At 65.0% G+C, this 19,463-nt stretch carries 20 protein-coding genes; 12 read left to right on the top strand and 8 right to left on the bottom strand.

From position 1 onward, the window contains the following. The first annotated feature begins 144 nt into the window (after nucleotides 1-144). From AC07YR_RS03520 to nrdR, 3 genes are all read left to right on the top strand, one after another. Entirely contained in the window at nucleotides 145-717 is a 573-nt protein-coding gene (locus AC07YR_RS03520; protein WP_494733056.1) for a hypothetical protein, read from the top strand. Beyond that, nucleotides 714-2,090 carry a histidinol dehydrogenase gene (gene hisD / locus AC07YR_RS03525; RefSeq protein WP_494733057.1) on the top strand — a complete coding sequence of 459 codons (1,377 nt, stop codon included), beginning with the start codon at nucleotides 714-716 and terminating at the stop codon, nucleotides 2,088-2,090. The genes AC07YR_RS03520 and hisD overlap by 4 nt, the downstream gene beginning before the upstream one ends. Before the next feature lie 107 nt (nucleotides 2,091-2,197). Next, entirely contained in the window at nucleotides 2,198-2,695 is a 498-nt protein-coding gene (gene nrdR / locus AC07YR_RS03530; protein ID WP_436057285.1) for a transcriptional regulator NrdR, read from the top strand. Between the two features lie 106 nt (nucleotides 2,696-2,801). Here nrdR and ppgK read toward each other — a convergent pair whose 3' ends face one another. Next, nucleotides 2,802-3,605 carry a polyphosphate--glucose phosphotransferase gene (gene ppgK, locus AC07YR_RS03535; RefSeq protein ID WP_028271751.1) on the bottom strand — a complete coding sequence of 268 codons (804 nt, stop codon included), beginning with the start codon at nucleotides 3,603-3,605 and terminating at the stop codon, nucleotides 2,802-2,804. A gap of 73 nt (nucleotides 3,606-3,678) precedes the next feature. Next, complete coding sequence (gene map / locus AC07YR_RS03540) at nucleotides 3,679-4,557, bottom strand: type I methionyl aminopeptidase (protein WP_055800060.1); 879 nt, start codon at nucleotides 4,555-4,557, stop codon at nucleotides 3,679-3,681. A gap of 125 nt (nucleotides 4,558-4,682) precedes the next feature. Here map and AC07YR_RS03545 point away from each other — a divergent pair, with 125 nt between their 5' ends. After that, complete coding sequence (locus AC07YR_RS03545; protein ID WP_156372338.1) at nucleotides 4,683-4,847, top strand: SPOR domain-containing protein; 165 nt, start codon at nucleotides 4,683-4,685, stop codon at nucleotides 4,845-4,847. Nucleotides 4,848-4,916: 69 nt separating this feature from the next. Then, on the top strand, nucleotides 4,917-5,489 hold the full coding sequence (locus tag AC07YR_RS03550) for a YceI family protein (protein ID WP_436057286.1): 573 nt from the start codon (nucleotides 4,917-4,919) through the stop codon (nucleotides 5,487-5,489). 23 nt (nucleotides 5,490-5,512) lie between these two features. On the opposite strand, the gene panB is transcribed toward AC07YR_RS03550, so the two are convergent. After that, complete coding sequence (gene panB / locus AC07YR_RS03555) at nucleotides 5,513-6,418, bottom strand: 3-methyl-2-oxobutanoate hydroxymethyltransferase (RefSeq protein WP_436057287.1); 906 nt, start codon at nucleotides 6,416-6,418, stop codon at nucleotides 5,513-5,515. 266 nt (nucleotides 6,419-6,684) lie between these two features. On the opposite strand from panB, the gene glnA (AC07YR_RS03560) reads away from it, so the two are divergent. The 5 genes from glnA (AC07YR_RS03560) (at nucleotide 6,685) to AC07YR_RS03580 (ending at nucleotide 12,434) form a co-directional block, all read left to right on the top strand. After that, nucleotides 6,685-8,025 carry a type I glutamate--ammonia ligase gene (glnA, locus tag AC07YR_RS03560; RefSeq protein WP_011691452.1) on the top strand — a complete coding sequence of 447 codons (1,341 nt, stop codon included), beginning with the start codon at nucleotides 6,685-6,687 and terminating at the stop codon, nucleotides 8,023-8,025. Between the two features lie 9 nt (nucleotides 8,026-8,034). Next, the gene (locus AC07YR_RS03565) at nucleotides 8,035-11,046 is read left to right on the top strand and encodes a bifunctional [glutamine synthetase] adenylyltransferase/[glutamine synthetase]-adenylyl-L-tyrosine phosphorylase (protein WP_494733058.1); all 3,012 of its coding nucleotides are present in this window, start codon (nucleotides 8,035-8,037) and stop codon (nucleotides 11,044-11,046) included. A 72-nt stretch (nucleotides 11,047-11,118) separates the two neighbouring features. Next, nucleotides 11,119-11,538, top strand: a complete 420-nt coding sequence (locus AC07YR_RS03570) for a VOC family protein (protein ID WP_436057289.1) — start codon at nucleotides 11,119-11,121, stop codon at nucleotides 11,536-11,538. A 107-nt stretch (nucleotides 11,539-11,645) separates the two neighbouring features. Continuing rightward, on the top strand, nucleotides 11,646-12,161 hold the full coding sequence (locus tag AC07YR_RS03575; RefSeq protein WP_494733059.1) for a GNAT family N-acetyltransferase: 516 nt from the start codon (nucleotides 11,646-11,648) through the stop codon (nucleotides 12,159-12,161). Nucleotides 12,162-12,233: 72 nt separating this feature from the next. Further along, entirely contained in the window at nucleotides 12,234-12,434 is a 201-nt protein-coding gene (locus AC07YR_RS03580; protein WP_494733060.1) for an AsnC family protein, read from the top strand. A 128-nt stretch (nucleotides 12,435-12,562) separates the two neighbouring features. On the opposite strand, the gene glnA (AC07YR_RS03585) is transcribed toward AC07YR_RS03580, so the two are convergent. Further along, on the bottom strand, nucleotides 12,563-13,987 hold the full coding sequence (gene glnA / locus AC07YR_RS03585; protein WP_011691460.1) for a type I glutamate--ammonia ligase: 1,425 nt from the start codon (nucleotides 13,985-13,987) through the stop codon (nucleotides 12,563-12,565). Nucleotides 13,988-14,260: 273 nt separating this feature from the next. Here glnA (AC07YR_RS03585) and AC07YR_RS03590 point away from each other — a divergent pair, with 273 nt between their 5' ends. Continuing rightward, on the top strand, nucleotides 14,261-14,698 hold the full coding sequence (locus AC07YR_RS03590) for an RDD family protein (RefSeq protein ID WP_494733061.1): 438 nt from the start codon (nucleotides 14,261-14,263) through the stop codon (nucleotides 14,696-14,698). A 10-nt stretch (nucleotides 14,699-14,708) separates the two neighbouring features. Here AC07YR_RS03590 and AC07YR_RS03595 read toward each other — a convergent pair whose 3' ends face one another. The 4 genes from AC07YR_RS03595 to lipB form a co-directional block, all read right to left on the bottom strand. Further along, on the bottom strand, nucleotides 14,709-15,071 hold the full coding sequence (locus AC07YR_RS03595) for a DUF3817 domain-containing protein (RefSeq protein ID WP_494733062.1): 363 nt from the start codon (nucleotides 15,069-15,071) through the stop codon (nucleotides 14,709-14,711). A gap of 135 nt (nucleotides 15,072-15,206) precedes the next feature. Beyond that, entirely contained in the window at nucleotides 15,207-15,971 is a 765-nt protein-coding gene (locus AC07YR_RS03600; RefSeq protein WP_028271761.1) for a DUF4191 domain-containing protein, read from the bottom strand. Nucleotides 15,972-16,060: 89 nt separating this feature from the next. Continuing rightward, entirely contained in the window at nucleotides 16,061-17,068 is a 1,008-nt protein-coding gene (gene lipA / locus AC07YR_RS03605; RefSeq protein WP_436057295.1) for a lipoyl synthase, read from the bottom strand. After that, nucleotides 17,065-17,733, bottom strand: a complete 669-nt coding sequence (lipB, locus tag AC07YR_RS03610) for a lipoyl(octanoyl) transferase LipB (RefSeq protein ID WP_494733063.1) — start codon at nucleotides 17,731-17,733, stop codon at nucleotides 17,065-17,067. The genes lipA and lipB overlap by 4 nt, the downstream gene beginning before the upstream one ends. Nucleotides 17,734-17,846: 113 nt before the next feature. Between lipB and AC07YR_RS03615 the strand changes: the two genes are divergently transcribed. Next, nucleotides 17,847-19,463, top strand: coding sequence for a serine/threonine-protein kinase (locus AC07YR_RS03615; protein ID WP_494733064.1), 1,617 nt, complete (start codon nucleotides 17,847-17,849; stop codon nucleotides 19,461-19,463).

Consider the following 19,463-nt stretch of genomic DNA (forward strand, 5'->3'; position numbering starts at 1 on the left):
AGGTCACTGTGATCTAACTCCCTGCTGAAACTAATCCTGGTTTGTCCTGCATGCCAGCGTATGGGGCCCCCGATGCCGTCCGTGACTTGGTTACCTGCCGCGTCATTTGTTGAACGGCGGTGAACGTTTGTTAATGTTTGTTTCATGAAACAGCCATCAGGCACCGGGCAGGCTCCGCAAAATCCGAGCCATCACGGGGATGCCGGACTCCCTCCCGCCTATGGTGAACTTTACCGCGGTGACGGGGGTTCGTGGCGCGTGCCCGCAGCCATAGCCGCCGCCGGGATCCCCGTCGGACTTGCGTGGTGGCTGCTGGCGCCCGGGGGACTGAACCTGTTGTCCGGCGACCCCTCGTTGGCCACCGGAACGAATGCCGAAGGCTGGCTTCCCCGGGACCTTGTGCTGGCCGGCCTGTTTCTGTTGGCAGGCTGCGTCACCGGGTTCCTCCTCGACGGAAAACGAACCGGAGGACCCGCGCCACGGACGGTGCTGTTCGCCGTGATCGGCGGTGCGCTTGGCGCCGTCGTCGCCTGGCAGGCAGGGGTGCTGGCGGGGCAGTGGTGGGGACCGGCTGAAGATACCGCTCCGAACGCCAGCATTGCCTTCTCGCTCCGTGCCCTCGCCGTCCTGGCCATTTGGCCGGCAGCGGTGGCCATTTCCGTCTTTGTGGCAAACCTGCTTAGCCTCCTGGGCAAACCACGTAAAATGGACGGGTGACTATTTCTCCCGACAGCCCCGCCCAGATCACCACGCCGGCCGTCAGCTACCGCACCATTGACCTGCGCGGCCAGCGGCTCTCCCTGGCCGAACTCCGGGCGGCTGTTCCGCGGGCCCGGCACCAGACCATGGCGGACGCCGAGCAGAAGGTCACGGACATCATCACGGCGGTCCGTTCCCGGGGCTTCGCCGCGCTGAGCGACTACGCGAAGGCGTTCGACGGCGTCGAGCAGGCACACCCGAGGGTGCCGGCCGCTGCGCTGCAGGAAGCGCTGGAGACACTGGACCCCGCAGTGCGGGCGGCCCTGGAAGAATCCATCAGCCGCGCGCGCAAGTTCGCTGACAGCCAGCGGCCGGCAAACGTCGACGTCGAACTCGGCGAGGGCGCCGTCGTGAGCCAGAACTGGGTGCCGGTTGGCCGCGTGGGGCTTTATGTCCCCGGCGGACTGGCCGTATATCCGTCGTCGGTCATCATGAACGTCGTCCCCGCACTGGCGGCAGGGGTGGCATCCATCGCCCTGGCCTCGCCTCCGCAGAAAGACTTCGGCGGACTCCCGCACCCCACCATCCTGGCCGCTGCGGCGCTGCTGGGCATCGACGAGGTGTACGCCATTGGCGGGGCCCAGGCCATTGCGGCCTTTGCTTACGGAGTTCCCGCGGAAGACCCGGCGGCAGCCCTGGATCCGGTGGACGTTGTGACCGGGCCGGGCAACATTTTTGTGGCGACGGCCAAACGGCTGGTCAAGGGCGTTGTGGGCATCGATTCCGAGGCCGGCACCACGGAAATCGCCATCCTTGCCGACGGCAGCGCCCGCCCGTCGCTGGTCGCGGCCGACCTCATCAGCCAGGCAGAACACGATCCGAAGGCCGCGTCCGTCCTCATCACCGCTTCCGAAGAGCTCGCTGCGGCCGTCCGGGTCGAGCTTGACGTGCAGGCTGCCCTGACCAAACACTCAGAGCGGGTGCGGGAAGCCCTGTCCGGCCCGCAGTCCGGCGTGGTGCTGGTGGACGACCTGGACCAGGGAATCGCCGCCTGCGATGCTTACGCCGCGGAGCACCTGGAGATCATGACGGCGGACGCCCCGGCTGTCGCTGCACGCATCCGCAACGCGGGAGCCATCTTCGTGGGGGACTACAGCCCCGTCAGCCTCGGGGATTACTGCGCAGGGTCCAACCACGTGCTGCCCACCAGCGGCACGGCAGCCTTCTCTTCCGGCCTCAATGTCACCACGTTCCTTCGCGCCATCCAGGTGGTCAACTACAGCAAGCCGGCCCTCGAAAGGGTCAGCGGGCACATCCTCAGCCTCGCCGGGGCCGAGGACCTGCCCGCCCACGGCGAGGCCGTGACGGCACGGTTTACCGGCGATGCCTAACCACTACATGTAGTAATTACAGGCTTGTGATTCGGCTACATGTAGTCGTAAACTGATTTTGGAAGAATATTCCGGCCAAATGTTTTCCGGCCAGGGAAGGAAGCAACGTGTATTGCCCGTTTTGCCGCAACCCTGATTCCCGCGTGGTGGACAGCCGGATGGCCGATGACGGTTCCGCGATCCGCCGCCGCCGTCAGTGTCCTGAGTGCGGCCGCCGCTTCACCACGGTGGAAACCACCAGCCTCACGGTGATCAAACGCTCCGGCGTCGGCGAACCTTTCAGCCGCAGCAAAGTGATCAACGGTGTGCGGAAAGCATGCCAGGGCAGGCCCGTGACCGAAGACGACCTTGCCATGCTGGCGCAGGAAGTCGAGGAAACGATCCGCGCGTCAGGCGCTGCGGAAATCGACGCCCATGAAGTGGGCCTCGCCATCCTCAGCCCGCTGCAGAAACTGGACGAAGTCGCCTACCTCCGGTTCGCGAGCGTGTACCAGGCGTTCGAGTCCCTCGAGGACTTTGAGACCGCCATTGCCATCCTTCGCCATGAAGCGGAAGTCGATGCAAAGGCCGCTAAGGGCAAGAACTCCGAGAAGAGCCCCCTCTAGACTCCGGTGGTGGCAGCGGAGGGGAAGCCGAAGCCACCGCCGGCACCACGTGCTGTACCCGGGCCGGGCCAAGCCGGCGCCACGATTGCGGCGCCGGCGGCTCCGGCTACTTGGCCAGTTTGTGTGTCAGCGCGACCTCGATCGCGGCGCCCACAATGCCGGCGTCGTTCTTAAGTTCGGCCGGGACGATCTTCGTGCGCAGTTTCATGTGCGGCAAATACTCGTCGGCTCGCTTGGAGATGCCGCCGCCGACGATGAACAGCTCCGGGGAGAAGAGGAACTCAACGTGCGAGAAATAGCGCTGGAGTAGCACGCTGTACTCGGTCCAGCTGAGGCCGTCGCGTTCCCGGGCCACGGCGGAGGCCTTGCTCTCGGCGTCGTAGCCGTCGATTTCAAGGTGCCCGAGTTCGGCGTTCGGGACCAGCTTGCCGTTGAAGATGAAGGCCGAGCCAATGCCGGTTCCCAGCGTGATCACGAGGACCGTACCGGAGACGCCCTCGCCGGCGCCGTAGCGGGCTTCTGCGAGGCCGGCGGCGTCGGCGTCGTTAATGACCTCGACGGGGCGGCCCAGGCGTTTGGTCAGCAGGGCGTCAATATCCGTGTTGAGCCAGGACTTGTCGACGTTGGCTGCGGAATGGACCACGCCGTGCTGGATGATGCCGGGGAAGGTTACGCCGATCGGAGAATCGGGGGCGGGCGCATCCGGCCGCGCGTCGAGCTCGGCGACCACAGCGGCCACCGTTTCGGCGACCGACTCGGGCGTCGCCGGCTGCGGCGTGGGTACACGGAAGCGGTCGCCTACGAGTTTGCCCTTCTTGAGGTCGACAATGCCGCCCTTGATTCCGGTGCCACCGATATCAATACCGATCAGCGGGGCGTTCTTGGTTGACTTGTCGTCCTTCTTGGCCAATGTGATTCCGTTCGTGGCTGTGGGCGGGAAAGAGGTAACTGGGCAAATGTGCCGGCGGGGCCGGGCGGGGCAATCAGGGCAGGGTGAGGATTTCTGCGCCTGATTCGGTGACGAGCAGGGTGTGCTCGAACTGGGCGGTGCGCTTGTGGTCGCGCGTCACGACGGTCCAATCGTCGGCCCACATGTCCCACTCCACGGTACCGAGCGTCAGCATCGGTTCAATGGTGAACACCATGCCCGCCTCCATGACCGTGTTGTAGGCGGGGGCCGCATCGTAGTGCGGAATGATCAGGCCGGTGTGGAACGCTTCGCCGACACCGTGACCGGTGAAATCCCGGACAACGCCGTAGCCAAAGCGCTTGGCGTAGGACTGGATTGCGCGGCCGATGACGTTGATTTCACGTCCGGGGGCCACGGCCTTGATGGCACGGTTGAGGGATTCCTTGGTGCGTTCCACCAGGAGCCGCGACTCTTCGTCCACGTCGCCAACGAGGAACGTGAAATTGGTGTCGCCGTGGACCCCTCCGATGAAGGCCGTGATGTCGATGTTCAGGATGTCGCCGTCCTGGACCACCGTGCTGTCCGGTATTCCGTGGCAGATCACTTCGTTCAGCGACGAGCACAACGACTTGGGGAAGCCCCGGTAGCCCAGTGTCGACGGATAGGCGTGGTGGTCGACCAGGAACTCATGGCCGATCCTGTCCAGCTGGTCGGTCGTTACGCCAGGTTCGATGTGCTTGCCCACCTCGACGATTGCCTGGGCCGCGATCCGGCTGGCAATCCTGATCTTCTCGATGGTCTCGGCAGACTTCACCTCGGAGCCGGTGAACTTCTCCGGACCCGGTTTGCCCACATACTCGGGGCGGGGGATTGACGCCGGGACGGGCAGCTGCGGGCTGATGGTTCCGGGGACCAGTGTGCCGGTGGGTGCAGTCGAGGCAAGAGAAGGCATAGATTGATCATATAAGCAGGCGTAGAACCCCATGTAACGGAAAGCCGGATCGGAACACGATGCAGCCCTACGTTACGTGGATCACTTTCAGCGGGCGTGGAGCCTGCGTGATGCGAGGAGCAGCGATGACCGAGTACTGGTACAACGTCAAAACCCACGAGGTGGAGGAAGACGCCATGTCCGATTGGACGCAGCTGATCGGGCCCTACAAGACGCGCGAAGAAGCAGAGCATGCGCTCGAAAAGGTCAAGGCGCGAAACGAATCATGGGAAAAGGGCGACGAGGACTGACCTGTATCGTCTGCGAGAGTTAGTACACATTCGAGTACCGGACCGGCCGGTACCGCATTTAGGAGAGTCATGGCCGCAATCAAGCCAGAATACACAGGAGAGTGGCGGTTCGACCCGACGCATACGCGAATCGGCTTCTCCACCCGCCACGCAATGGTCACCAAGGTCCGCGGAGCTTTCAACGATCTCGAAGGCTCGATCACAGTCGACTCGCAGAACCTTGACCGCTCGAAGGTCGGGCTGACTCTCAAGGTAGCGAGCATTGACACCCGCAATGCCGACCGTGACCAGCACCTGCGGACGAATGACTTCTTTGACGCTCCCCGGTTCCCCGAGATCACTTTCCTGAGCAACCGGGTGGATCAGGTTGACGAGGGCCACTTCATTGTCAGCGGAGACGTGACCATCCGGGGCGTCACCAAGGAGATTTCGATTCCGATCGACTTCATCGGCGTCGAGCGGGACCCGATGGGCAACCTCCGGGCCGGCTTCGAAGGTTCCCGTCGCATCGACCGCCAGGATTTCGGGCTCAAATGGAACACGGCCCTGGACTCCGGCGGCGTACTCGTGTCGGACAAGATCACCCTGGAGTTTGAAGTGTCCGCCATCAAAGTCGGTGACGGCCCTATCGCAGCCGAATAGGGGAGCCCCGGCCCGGAGCTTCGTTAGAACGAATGCTCGGGGCCGGGGAACTGGCCCGTCCGCACGTCCTCGCCATATGCCTTGGCCGCGTTGCTCAGCGAGGTGCGCAGGTCAGCATACTGCTTGACGAACTTGGCCATCTTCCCGCCTCGAAGTCCGGCCATGTCCTGCCAGACCAGCACCTGGCCGGTCGTCGTGTTTCCGGCGCCGATGCCGACGGTAGGAACAGAAATGGCAGCATCGACGGCCGCAGCGGTGGCGGCGGGAACCATTTCCATCAGGACGCTGAAGGCGCCGGCGTCGGCGAGTGCCACCGCGTCGTCGATAAGCCGCTGTGCGTCATCGCCGCGGCCTTGCACCCGGTAGCCGCCCAGCGAGTGCTCGCTCTGGGGAGTGAAGCCGATGTGCGCCATGACCGGAATGCCGGCCTGGACCATGGCGCGGACGGTGTCCGCGTAGTACTTGCCGCCTTCAATCTTCACGGCATGGGCAAGGCCCTCCTTCAGGAAGCGGACGCCAGTGGCCACGGCCTGCTCGGCTGAAACCTCGTAGCTTCCGAACGGAAGGTCAGCGACCACCAAGGCCCGCTTCGCGGACCGGGCCACGGCACGGCACAGCGGAAGGAGCTCATCGACGGTGACCGGCAGGCTGGTTTCGTTGCCGAAGACGTTGTTGGACGCGGAATCGCCGACGAGGAGCACCTCAATGCCTGCTTCGTCGAAAATCTCGGCAGTGTACTGTTCGTAGGCCGTGAGCATCGCAAAGTGCTCACCTTTTTCCTTGGCCTGCTGCAGGTGGTGGGTCCGGATTCGGGCCGCGGGCTTCCTGGCGGCGTCCGACGGCGTTGCGGCCGGCCCGGCGGGACCGTTGCCGTAGGGAGCAGGTACTTCGGCGGACATGCTGGAATCGGAACTGTTGCTTGTGGCCATGGCTAGAGCGTAATGCGATACTGCGCGTCCTAGCTACCGGGCGTCCGGCCGGAGCCGGTGAATCTCGTCACAAATACATCGCCCGGGGCCGGTCGCGGCGGCTCTGCCGGGCCCAGAGGGCCGGTGTACGTGTTAACGCTGTGTTACGCGGACCTCCGGCTCCAACATTCCGCGCGAATGCTTAGTAAAGTGAATCGTGAGCTGCCGCCGGCTCTAGCGAATACGGACCCGGGGCATCAATACGTTGACCCGGAGAAGAGGCCATCATGGACCGCCAGCAAGAGTTTGTCCTGCGGACAATCGAAGAGCGCGACGTACGGTTTGTGCGTCTGTGGTTCACGGACGTCGTGGGTTCACTCAAGTCTGTTGCGCTTGCCCCCGCTGAAGTTGAAGGTGCCTTCGAGGAGGGCCTCGGCTTCGACGGCTCCGCGATCGAGGGCCTGGCCCGCGTGTTCGAGTCGGACATGCTGGCACAGCCGGACCCCTCGACGTTCCAGATCCTGCCGTGGCGCGGTGAGACTGAACAGACCTCGCGCATGTATTGCGACATCCTGACCCCCGACGGCGAGCCCTCCGCAGCGGACCCGCGCAACGTCCTGAAGCGCACCCTCGCCAAGGCCGCAGACATGGGCTTCACCTGCTATACGCATCCCGAGATCGAGTTCTACCTGCTGAAGTCGCAGGAGCCCGGCCCGGACGGTTCACCCGTCCCCGTGGACGAGGGCGGCTACTTCGACCACGTTCCCGGCGGCGTCGCGCAGGACTTCCGGCGCACCGCGGTCACGATGCTGGAGTCCGTGGGCATCTCGGTCGAGTTCAGCCACCACGAGGCCGGTCCCGGCCAGAACGAGATCGACCTTCGTTACGCTGACGCCCTGCAGACAGCGGACAACATCATGACCTTCCGCACCGTCATCAAGGAAGTCGCCCTGCAGCAGGGCACCTACGCCACCTTTATGCCCAAGCCGTTCACGGCGCACCCGGGCTCGGGCATGCACACCCACTTCTCCCTCTTCGAAGGCGACACCAACGCATTCTACGAAGCCGGCGCGGAATTCCAGCTGTCCAAGACGGCCAAACAGTTCATCGCGGGCATCCTTAAGCACGCCCCCGAGTTCACCGCAGTGACCAACCAGTTCGTGAACTCCTACAAGCGCCTTTGGGGCGGCGGCGAAGCACCCAGTTACCTGAGCTGGGGCCACAACAACCGTTCCGCGCTGGTGCGCGTTCCGCTGTACAAGCCCGGCAAGGGGCAGTCCGCCCGCATCGAGTACCGCGGCATCGACTCCGCTGCCAACCCCTACCTGGCATACGCCGTCCTGCTCGGTGCCGGCCTCAAAGGCATTGAAGAGGGCTACGAGATTCCGGCAGCCGCAGAGGACGACATCTGGTCGCTGAGCTCGGCCGAACGCCGCGCCATGGGCCACGATCCGCTCCCCGCGAGCCTGCACGATGCGATCCGGGCCATGGAGGATTCCGAGCTTATGCCGCAGATCCTTGGCGAACAGGTCTTCGAGTACTTCCTGCGCAACAAGCGCGCAGAATGGCAGGACTACCGTCTCCAGGTGACGCCCTACGAGCTGCAGCGCAACCTCGGCATTCTGTAGGGGGCTGCGGTGAGCCTCGCCCGTCGCCTGATCTCCGCTGGTTTCAGTGACCTGGAAAAGGGGGAGCGGTTCCTTGCTGCCCGGGAACTGGAAGGGATCGACCAAGAGGCACTGTTCGCTGGCTTCCATCTGGCCGCCAACCCCGACACCGCCCTGCAGTCGCTGGTGCGCCTGATCGAAAAGCATCCCGATCTTCGGAAGCTTGCTGCTGCCGACATCGACACCAGCGAGCCGCTGTACCGGGTCCTGGGTGCCTCCGAGGCGCTGGGTGAATTCCTGATCCGCCACCCGGAGCACCTTGACGCCTTTGACGTGGTGGCAAGCCCGGAGCCTGCGGCGGCGGATGCCGGGGAACTGAGGGCGCGTCTCCTGCGATCCGTCCACGCCGACCCGAAGGCGCGGAGGCCGGTGGCCGGGCTCTCCGGCCCGGAGGCCTACGTGGCCCTGCGAACTGCTTACCGCAGGGGCGTGGTTGATCTGGCGGTGAAGGACCTGTGTGCCGCCGATCCGCTGGACTTCATGCCCGCGGCCGGCGCGGAACTGGCGGATCTTGCCGGTGCTGCCATCGAGGCGGCCCTGGCAGTATCCCGTGCCGAGGCAGGTGAGCAGTTCTCGGCATCGGAAGTCGCCGAAGTAGGACTCGCCGTCATCGGCATGGGCAAGTGCGGTGCCCGCGAACTCAACTACATTTCCGACGTCGACGTCATTTACGTGATCGACGCCGGCGAGCTGGATGATGCCCGCGCCAACACGATCGGGACGGCCCTTGCCACCGGGATCTCGCGGGCCATCATGTCCATCGGCCGGGAACCCGGCCTCTGGGAGGTGGACGCCAACCTGCGGCCGGAGGGTAAATCGGGACCGCTGGTGCGGACGCTGGCGTCGCATCAGAGCTATTACGCCCGGTGGGCAGAAAGCTGGGAATTCCAGGCCCTCCTGAAGGCGCGGACCATTGCGGGGGACGCGGAGCTGGGCGGCCGGTACGAGGCGGCGGTCCTTCCGCTGATCTGGGGTTCGGCGAACCGCGAAGGATTTGTGGAATCCGTGCAGGCCATGCGCCGGCGCGTCACGGACAACATTCCCGCAGATGAGGAACAGCGCCAGATCAAGCTGGGCCGCGGCGGCCTGAGGGACGTCGAATTCACGGTCCAGTTGTTGCAGCTGGTGCACGGCAAAGCCGACGAATCCCTCCGGCACCGGGACACTACCTCAGCCATCGCCGCGCTCTCGGCCGGCGGCTACATCGGGCGGACGGACGCCGCCGAATTCGACCATGCCTACCGGTACCTCCGGCTCCTGGAACACCGGATCCAGCTCTTCCAGCTGCGCCGCACCCATCTCATGCCGGTGAGGGAAGACGCCCTGCGTGCACTGGCGAAGGGCGTGCTCGGCCCCTTTGCACGGGAACGCCCGCACCCGGATGCCCTCCTGGCTGCCTGGCAAAAAACCAAACGCGCTGTCCGCGAACTGCACGAACGCATTTTCTACCGGCCTCTGCTGAACACCGCCGCCAAGCTGAGCAGCGAAGAAGCGCGGCTGACGCCGGAGGCCGCACAAGGCCGCCTTGCCGCCCTTGGTTACCAGGATCCCCGGGGCGCCATGAGGCATATCGAGGCGCTCACCGCCGGGGTGAGCCGGCGTGCGGCGCTGCAGCGCCAGCTCCTGCCCATCCTGCTCGGGTGGCTGGCCGACGGCGTGCATCCCGACGCGGGGCTGCTGGGCTTCCGCCGCGTCAGCGAGGCGCTGGGAACAACGCACTGGTATCTGGGAATGTTGCGGGATTCGACGGCGGCGGCCGAGCGGCTCTGCCATGTCCTCTCCAACTCGCGCCTGATCGCAGACCTCCTGGAGGTTTCCCCGGAATCGGTGGCCTGGCTCGGGACGGACAAGGAGCTGGCCCCGCTGGGATTCGAAGCCCAGTGGCTGGAAATCACCTCGAAGATGTCGCGGCATGAGGACCCGGAAAGCGCCATGCGGCTCATCCGGCTGATCCGTCGCCGGGAGATCCTGCGGGTTGCCATTGCGGACAGCGCCGGGCTGCTGGACCAGGACCAGGTGGGTGCTGCCCTCGCGGACACGGACCGCGCAGCAGTGCTGGGCGCCCTCCGGGTCGCGGAAAGCATCGTGGGTTCCTCGGGTCCCCTGAAGACACGTGTCCTGGTGGTGGCCATGGGCAGGCAGGGCGGCCGCGAAATCGGTTACGGCTCCGACGCGGATGTCATGTACGTGCACCGCGGTCTGCCGGGCGTTCCCGAGGAAGAAGCCCAGAACCAGGCCGCGCAGATCGTGGGTCACATTTCGAACCTTTTGACGCAGCCGCTCAAGCCCGCCATCCTGGCGGAACGCGTGCTGATGGTGGACGCCGACCTGCGGCCCGAAGGCAAGAGCGGAGCCATGGTCCGCTCCCTGGATTCCTACGCCGAGTACTACCGCCGGTGGTCTCTCGTCTGGGAAGCCCAGGCGCTGCTGCGGGCCCTGCCCATCGCAGGGGATGATGACCTGGCAGCGGACTTCGTGGAGCTGGTCGACACCATCCGCTATCCGGAAGAACTGTCGGACAAGGACGTGCGCGAAATCCGCCGCGTCAAAGCAAGGGTGGAAGCGGAGCGGCTGCCCCGCGGCGCGGATCCGGCGCGGCACCTCAAACTGGGACGCGGCGGCCTCAGCGACGTTGAATGGCTCGTTCAGCTGCTGCAGTTGCAGCACGCGGGCAAGCATCCGGAGCTGCGGACCACGTCCACCGTGCCGGCACTGGATGCCGCTGCCTCCCTGGGGTTCCTGGAAGCGGACGAGGCGGAACTCCTCCTCAAAGCCTGGCGCCTGGCCAGCCGCATCAGGTCGGCCAACGTCATCTGGACCGGCCGCGCCTCCGACCTCCTGCCGTCTTCCCGCAGGGACCTGGAAGCCGTGGCCCGCTGGTGCGGCTACCCGCCAGGCAACGCTGCCGCGCTGGAAGAGGACTACCTGAGGATCAGCAGGCGCGCCCGCGGTGTTTTCGAACGGGTATTCTACGGGCAGTAGCCGGGCCGGTTCGGGGTGTGGCAACCCGCCGCGGGGGCTGACACGTTGCGGGCTGGATGCTAGTTTGAGCCAATGGCCACGCAACTCTTTCTGAATCTCCCTGTCAAGGACCTGAACAGGTCGGTCGAGTTCTTCACCGCGCTCGGCTTTTCCTTCAACCCGGATTTCACCGACGAAAATGCCACCTGCATGATCATCAATGACGGCGCCTACGTCATGCTGCTGGTGGAAGGCTACTTCAAGACGTTCATTTCCAAGGGCATCGCGGATACCGGCGGCACCGCTGAAGCGATCGTGGCATTTTCCGTTGACAGCCGTGAAGCCGTTGACGACACGATCCGGAAGGCCATGACCGCTGGAGGCGCGCCTTCACAGGAAGCCCAGGACTACGGGTTTATGTACAACCACAGCTTCCAGGATCCGGACGGCCATCTATGGGAGGTCTTCTGGATGGATCCTGCCGGGCCGCCTGCTGACGCTCAGACGCCATAGCTTCACCCCTGTCCTGCAAACAGCCGCCGCACCGTCGACATTCACGACGCCGGCCGTCACCCCAAAAGGTGGCGGCCGGCGTCGCAGGTTCTGGGTAGGCTCGATCCATGTCTGAATCCGTCTGGCTTATCGCCCTGAAGAACCTCGACGACGACGCCAGGGCCATCAAGCTGGGCGAAGTCGCGGAAATGGAACTGGGGGAGGGCCAGCGGGACTTCGCCGGTGATCCGCTACGCATGATGCTCGTTGCGCTGGAGGAGGACTCACGGTTTCCCTATGTGGTGGACTCCGGCGGAGAAGCCGTCGGCGTGTTCACGTTGCAGCGCGGTGCGGCGTCGCTGGCGGGCTGGGAGGACGACCACGCCGTCTGGCTGCTGCGCGGCTTCCTCATCGACAGGAACCGGCAAGGCAGGGGACTCGGCACCCTTGCGGCAGCCGCAGCGGTCAGGGAAGCCGCGAAACTGACGGCAAAGCTGGGCGGCGGAGAGGCCGGCGTCGTTCTTTCAGTCAATGAACGCAATCCGGCCGGGCAGGCCGCCTACCGCAAAGCGGGATTTGAGGACCGCGGACAGTACCTCGGCGGCGACGCCGGACCGCAGCGGACCATGTACCGGGCCTTCTGAACCCTTCATCGTTTGTCAACTTATGTTGACGCGGAATGTGCCGTCAACTATGGTTGACGCAGGGAGGTGGCTATGAAGACACTCATCGGTTCAATGGACGGCAAGGGTCCGGCGGAGGCCCTGTATGCCGTGGCGGAGCTGAATAAGGAGCTGGCGCGGACGGAGACCGAGGCTGTGCTCCGGGCGCGCCAGGCGGGACTGTCCTGGGAGGCCATCTCGGTGTGCCTTGGGGTGAGCAAGCAGGCCGTGCACAAGAAATACGGTAAGCGCTAGGAAGTGTGCCGGCGACGCCGGGACGGATTCAGTTTCCGGGTGCCGTGCAGAAAAAAGTCCGCATGTGCTGCCGTAGCAGCACATGCGGACTTTCTGCGGACTAAACCATGGTTAGGCCCGGGGTCTGACTAGACGCCGTAGTACAGCTCGAACTCGTACGGGTTCGGGCGCAGGGACAGCGGGCGGATCTCGTTCTCGTACTTGTACTCGATCCAGGTGTCGATCAGGTCCTGGGTGAACACGCCGCCGGCCTGGAGGAACTCGTTGTCCTCAGCCAGTGCGTCCAGGGCTTCCTCGAGCGTGCCCGGAGCCTTGGGGATGTCCTTGGCTTCCTCGGCGGGGAGCTCGTAGAGGTCCTTGTCGATGGGAGCCGGGGGTTCGATGCGGTTGCGGATACCGTCAATGCCGGCCATCAGCTGGGCAGCGAACGCCAGGTACGGGTTGGAGGAGGGGTCCGGCGCGCGGAACTCGATGCGCTTGGCCTTCGGGTTGGAGCCCGTGATCGGAATACGGATACCGGCGGAGCGGTTGCCCTGCGAGTAGACCATGTTGACCGGAGCTTCGAAGCCCTTGACCAGGCGGCGGTACGAGTTGACCGTCGGGTTGGTGAAGGCGAGAACGGCGGAGGAGTGCTTCAGCAGGCCACCGATGTACCAGCGGGCCATGTCGGAGAGGCCTGCGTAGCCCTTTTCGTCGTAGAACAGCGGCTCGCCGCCGTTCCACAGCGACTGGTGGCAGTGCATGCCCGAGCCGTTGTCACCGAAGACCGGCTTCGGCATGAAGGTGACCGACTTGCCCCAGGCGTCAGCGGTGTTCTTGATGACGTACTTGAACTTCTGCAGGTCATCAGCCGCGTGCGTCAGCGTGGTGAACTTGTAGTTGATTTCAGCCTGGCCGGCGGAGCCCACTTCGTGGTGGCTGCGCTCGACCTCAAGGCCGGCTTCGTCCAGGGCAACACACATGGCGTCGCGCAGGTCGGCCTGCTTGTCCGTGGGGGAGACCGGGAAGTAACCGCCCTTGACGGGGGTCTTGTAGCCCAGGTTTCCGCCTTCTTCTTCGCGGCCGGTGTTCCAGTGGGCTTCTTCGGAGTCGATCTTGTAGAAGCTGCCCTGCGGGGAGGACTGGTACTGGACGTTGTCGAACACGAAGAACTCGGCCTCGGGGGCGAAGAACGCGGTGTCGGCGATGCCGGTGGAAGCGAGGTAGGCCTCAGCCTTCTCGGCCACGCCGCGGGGGTCGCGGTGGTAAGGGTCACCGGTGCGGGGGTTAACGATGGAGAAGTTCAGTGCCAGCGTCTTCTCCATGCGGAACGTGTCCAGGAATGCCGTGGTGACATCCGGGATGAGCTGCATGTCGGACTCAGCGATGCCCTGGAAACCGCGGATGGACGAACCGTCGAAGAGCTGGCCGTTGATGAAGAAGTCTGCATCAACGCTCTTGGCCGGCACGTTGAAGTGCTGCTGCACGCCAGGAAGGTCGGTGAAGCGGATATCGACGAATTTAATATCTTCGTCCTTGATGAACTTGAGGACTTCGTCCGCAGTCTTGAACATCTATGCTCCTTACGCATAAGTAATAACTGGCTGGAAAGCCATATGGTCCAGCGCAATCCGACGGCGCGAAAACACAAAAGTGTCCCCGCTCCCAGCTCGCTAGCAACTGTTACCACCCTAGGGACACGGGATTTCTCGTCCGTGTCCGCTATGTTTCCGGCAGGTTACAGAACCGCCTGATATGTAAACGCTATACGGTGTCCACACTGTGGTCCATCCGCATCCATACTGTGAACTTAACTGCGGGGGCCGTGCAGCGGATAGGCTTGATCCGTGGTTGATCGTAAAGACATAGGTTCCTGGCTCAGCGGACCGGATACGTCCGGCATCTCCAAGTACCCGGGGGAGCGCCTCGGCCTGCCAGAGGCGGGCCCCGGCTCGATCGCCCGGGCCGGACGCCGGATCCTTGCCATTTGCATCGACTGGGGACTGGCGCTGCTGATCAGCAACTACGCGTTCGGCGGCGACCCGTGGGGCACACTTGCCGTGTTCGCCGCAGAGCAGATCCTCCTGATCGGCACACTCGGCTACAGCATCGGCCACCGTCTCCTCGGCATCCACGTAGTCCGCCTGGGCGGGGCTCCCGCCGGGCCGCTGGCCGCGCTGGTCCGCACCATTTTGCTGTGCCTCGTGATTCCGGCGGTCATCTTTGATCCGGATCACCGCGGCTTGCACGACAAGGCGATGAACACCGTCCTCGTGCGCATGTAGCCGGTCCCGCCTAGACCCCGGCGGTCACGTGATCCTGCTGCTCACGCTGCCCGCTGCCCGCCGGCGTCAGGTAGCCGCGCTTGCCCGCCCACCGTTCGAACAGGACTGTGGCGAACGGCAACACCGCTGAGAAGCCCGCGAGGAACGCCACCAGGAAGGGCCACCGCTGCAGGCGCCACAGGGCAAGGGCCGCCACTCCGTAGGCGATGAACAGTGCCCCGTGAATTGGTCCTGCAATCTCCACGCCAAGCTCGGAGGTCCGGGCAATCCATTTGAAGTACATTCCGGTCAGGAGGGCCGCCCAGCTGAAGGCTTCGGCCACGGCGAGGACCCGGAAGAGCCGGATCACGGTGGATTTCGAGGGCAGTTTCACGGTACTCCGGTTTCTCTGGGTAGTGCGGTTTCGCTGGGGTGCTGCCGGGCGGACGAAGCCGTGATCCGGGCTGACGGCTCAAAACAAACGCCCCGGTGCCGGCTGATGACCGGTTCCGGGGCGTTGCCAAGGCTGCTAGCGGCCGCGGGCTGCTTTGCGGTCCGGCCGGGCCTTGTAAGGATCGATTCCTTTGGGGATGGGGAGGCGGTTTCCGAGCGAGGAAATCCGCTTCGACACCGCGCTCACTTCGAGCTTGGTGAGTTCTTTGTCCAGCTTGTTCATCTTCTTGGCGACCTGGCTGAGGGGGGTCTGGCCTTCGCCGCGGCCGGTCTCGATCACGTGGACGGTTACGTTGGGCAGGATGCGGGCGAGGCGCTTGCGTTCGGCGTCGACGAGCGGCCGGACCCGGTGGGTGGGGCCTTCGCTGACGAGTACGACGCCGGGACGGCCGATGGCGCGGAAGACGGCGTCCTGGGTCCGCGGGTTGACCGCAACCGGCTGGTCCTCAGTGATCCAGCCGCGCTTCAGGGTACCCAGTGCCGCGCCCGAGGCGCCGGGCTGGTTCTCAATCTGGGCAAACGCGGCACGCTCAGCGCGGCGCGAAAGGATGAGGGTTGCGGCCAGCAGGCCGAGGGGGATGCCGATAATCAGGCCCGTGATCCAGTTTTCCAGGAGGAAGCCCACCAGGAAGCTGACGGCGACGACGCCCAGGAAAGCAAGCAGCATCATCCAGACCACCATGGGGTCATGGCGGCGCGTCATCTGGAAGACTTCGTTGATCTGCTTCAGCCTGCTGGGCTTCTTGACCTTGGCTTCCTTCGGCTTGCGAGAGAAGAGGCCACGCTTCGGAGCGTCGGAGGCTGCCGGAGTCGGTTTGCTGGAATCAGGGGAATTCGCCATAGTGCCTTAATTCTACGTGATTTATGCCTGAGGGCCGGACGCCGGAATGCTCCGGTGCCGGCCCTCAGGCATAAATGTTACGAAAGGTCCTAGTGGTGTGCCGCGATGAGGGAGCTGGCTTCCTGGCGGGTGCTGCCGGAGGACTCGATGTGCGCGAGTTCGGCCGGGATTTCCCAGCCTTTCTTGCGCATTGCGGTGGCCCAGAGCCGGCCGGCACGGTACGAGGAACGGACCAGCGGGCCGGACATGACGCCGAGGAAGCCGATCTCCTCGGCCTCGGTGGCGAGGTCGACGAATTCCTGCGGCTTGACCCAGCGGTCCACCGGCAGGTGGCGTTCGGACGGGCGCAGGTACTGGGTGATGGTGATCAGGTCACAGCCGGCCTCGTGCAGGTCCCGCAGGGCCTCGGAGATTTCCTCGCGGGTCTCGCCCATGCCCAGGATCAGGTTGGACTTGGTGACCATGCCCAGGTTCCGGCCCTGGGTGATGACATCCAGGGACCGGTCGTAGCGGAACGCGGGGCGGATGCGCTTGAAGATCCGCGGCACGGTCTCGACGTTGTGCGCGAAGACCTCCGGTTTGGAGTCGCAGATCGCCGCGATGTGCTCGGGTTTGCCGGAGAAGTCCGGGATCAGGAGCTCGACGCCGGTGCCCGGGTTCAGTTCGTGGATCTTGCGGACCGTTTCGGCGTAGAGCCAGACGCCCTCGTCGGCGAGGTCGTCCCTGGCCACCCCGGTCACAGTGGCGTAGCGCAGCGCCATGGCCTGGACCGAGCGGGCCACCTTGGTGGGTTCGAACATGTCCACCGGGGAGGGCTTGCCGGTGTCGATCTGGCAGAAATCACAGCGCCGGGTGCACTCTGAACCGCCGATCAGGAACGTGGCTTCCTTGTCTTCCCAGCACTCGAAGATGTTCGGGCAGCCGGCCTCCTCACACACGGTGTGCAGGCCTTCCTTCTTCACCAGGTTCTTGAGCTGGACGAACTCCGGGCCCATCTGGACCTTGGCCTTGATCCACTCCGGCTTACGCTCCACCGGGGTGGCCGCATTGCGCTGCTCGATACGCAGCATCTTCCGGCCTTCTGGTGCCAGTGTCACAGTAGAGCTCCTTCGGGGCTTGATACGAGTGCTTCTTCGTGCTTTCGGAATTCCGCCACGACCCGGTCCGCAATATCACCGGGGGTGATGGTCCTGCCGGCTTCAATGGACATCGTGGTGACACCGGCGTCGGTGATGCCGCAGGCAATGATCTGGGCATACGGTGCCAGATCGTTGCTGCAGTTGATGGCGATGCCGTGCATGGTGACCCCGTCGAGGACGCGGATGCCGATTGCGGCAATCTTGCGGTCCGGCCCCTTGCTGTCAGCCTTGATCCAGACGCCGGCGCGTCCCTTGATCCGCTCCGCATTGATGCCGTACTCGGCCATGACCGCGATCATCACGGCTTCGAGCCGTTCGACGTAGTCACGGATGCCTGACCGGTTTTTCAGCTTAAGGATCGGATAGGCGATGAGCTGGCCGGGACCGTGCCAGGTCAGCTTGCCGCCGCGGTCCACGGGGACGACGGGGGTTCCGTCGAACGGGCGTTCGTGGTCTTCTGTGAGCTTGCCGGCCGTGTATACGGCTGCATGCTCAAGGAGCAGGACTGTGCTGGGTGCCTCAGCTGCGACGACTTTGTCATGGAGTTCGCGCTGGATGTCCCAGCCCTTCATGTAATCAACGAAATCCGGAGCAAGACCCAGCGTGGAAAACTCAAGAGTCATGGCATCCAGCTTAGACCCCGTCCGCCGTCGTGCCTGATTCTGTGCTTAACCTCTCACTGCGGTGCCTGTGGATAACTTCTGCGGAATTCCGCCGATTCCGCTATTCCTTGGGTATGGAGAAATACGATGACGACGGCGCGGCCCCGGAGGTTCCCGGCTATGAGGTTGTGCGCGAACTCGGGCGCGGCGGAAGCGCCACCGTATGGCTTGTCCGGGAGGAGCAGACTCTCCGTGAGTTTGCGGTGAAGTGTTTTGACGCGGCCGACGGCCGTTTGCTGTCCGGGCCCGACGGCGGTGTTCCCGCCAGGGAGGCCCGGGCGACGGAAGACGCCGTGCGCCGGGAACTCAGGATTCTTTCCGCGCTGGACCACGGTCACCTCGTTCGAGCCCACGATGTGGTCAGGCTCCGGGGTGCAGCAGCCGGAGGCCTGGGGCTGGTCATGGATTACGCGGCCGGCGGCTCCCTGGCCCAGCTGGTCACCTGCCGCAGCCCGTTGAGCGTTGGCGAAACAGTGACTGTCCTGACGCCGCTTGCCCAAGCTCTGGGGTACCTCCACGGCCAGGGTTTCATGCACTCGGATGTGTCGCCGGGCAACGTGCTGTTCACCGCCCACGGCAAGCCCCTGCTGGCGGACCTTGGTGTTACTCGCATGGTGGGCGACGCCGCGGATGCTTCCCCGGCCGGCACGGCAGGCTTCCTGGACCCGGCGCCGGTGGACGCCTTAAGGGCAGGGCTGCAGCCCGAGCGGGATGTCTATTCGGCCGCAGCCGTCGGCTGGTACTGCCTGACCGGCAAGGCACCGGAGTCCGGCCCGGAGCGCCCGCCCCTGTCGCTCCTGGTTCCCGGCGTGCCGACGGCCCTCGCTTCCGCGCTGGAAGCCGGCCTGCGGGAGGACCGTCGGGAGCGGCCGACGGCCTTGGAGTTTGCGGCTGCCGTCTATCGCAGCGCGGACGCCGCCGCGGTGGATTTGTCCGGCGCGGTCCACCCCACAGTGCTTCCCCAGCTGCTGACCCGCCGCAACGTCCCGCCGTCCCGCAACGCGCGCGGCGCTGCGAAGCTCCGTGCCCTGCGACGCCGCCTGGGGAGCCCCGGTGGCCCCTACAGCCGCCGCAGGCGCGTCGCGGGCCGGCATGCCGGGGCTAAACGCCGCAGGATGGGCGCCGCGGCTGCAGCGCTTGCCGGCTTGGTGATCGCTTCCGCGTGGTTCCTGGCCGGACCGCAGCAGGCCCTACAGCAGGCAGCCGAGCCAGAGTCCAGGCAGACAGCGGCGGCGCCATCGCCGGACGTCCGGCCGGGGGCGGCAGGAAGCCCCGTTCAGGCGGAGGCCCGTCAGCTGGCGCTTTCGCAACGGCCCGAGGAGGCCGTGCGTGGGCTGGCGGGACTACGGTCGGCTGCGTTGAGCTCCGGGGAACTCGGGCTGCTGGACGAGGTCAACCTGGAGAATTCCCCGGCTGCCGCAGCCGACGCCAAAGTCAGCGGGAAGCTCAGGGATACCGGCCATTTCCTGGCCGGCTTCAGCACCACCCTGACTCGGGCCGAGGCGGCGCCCGGCGGCTCGGATTCACGCGCCGTGGTGGCAATCACCGCAGTCAACTCGGAATATCGGGAAACCGATGCCGGCGGAAACGTCGTTGCAGTGGAACCTGCCGGTCCGGAGCAGCGGCTTCGCCTGGTCCTGGTCAGTTCCGGCGGGCGGTGGCGGATCCAGGAGATCCTGCCCGAGGTTTAG

The sequence above is a fragment of the Arthrobacter sp. GW460-12-1-14-TSB2 genome, from assembly GCF_059423525.1.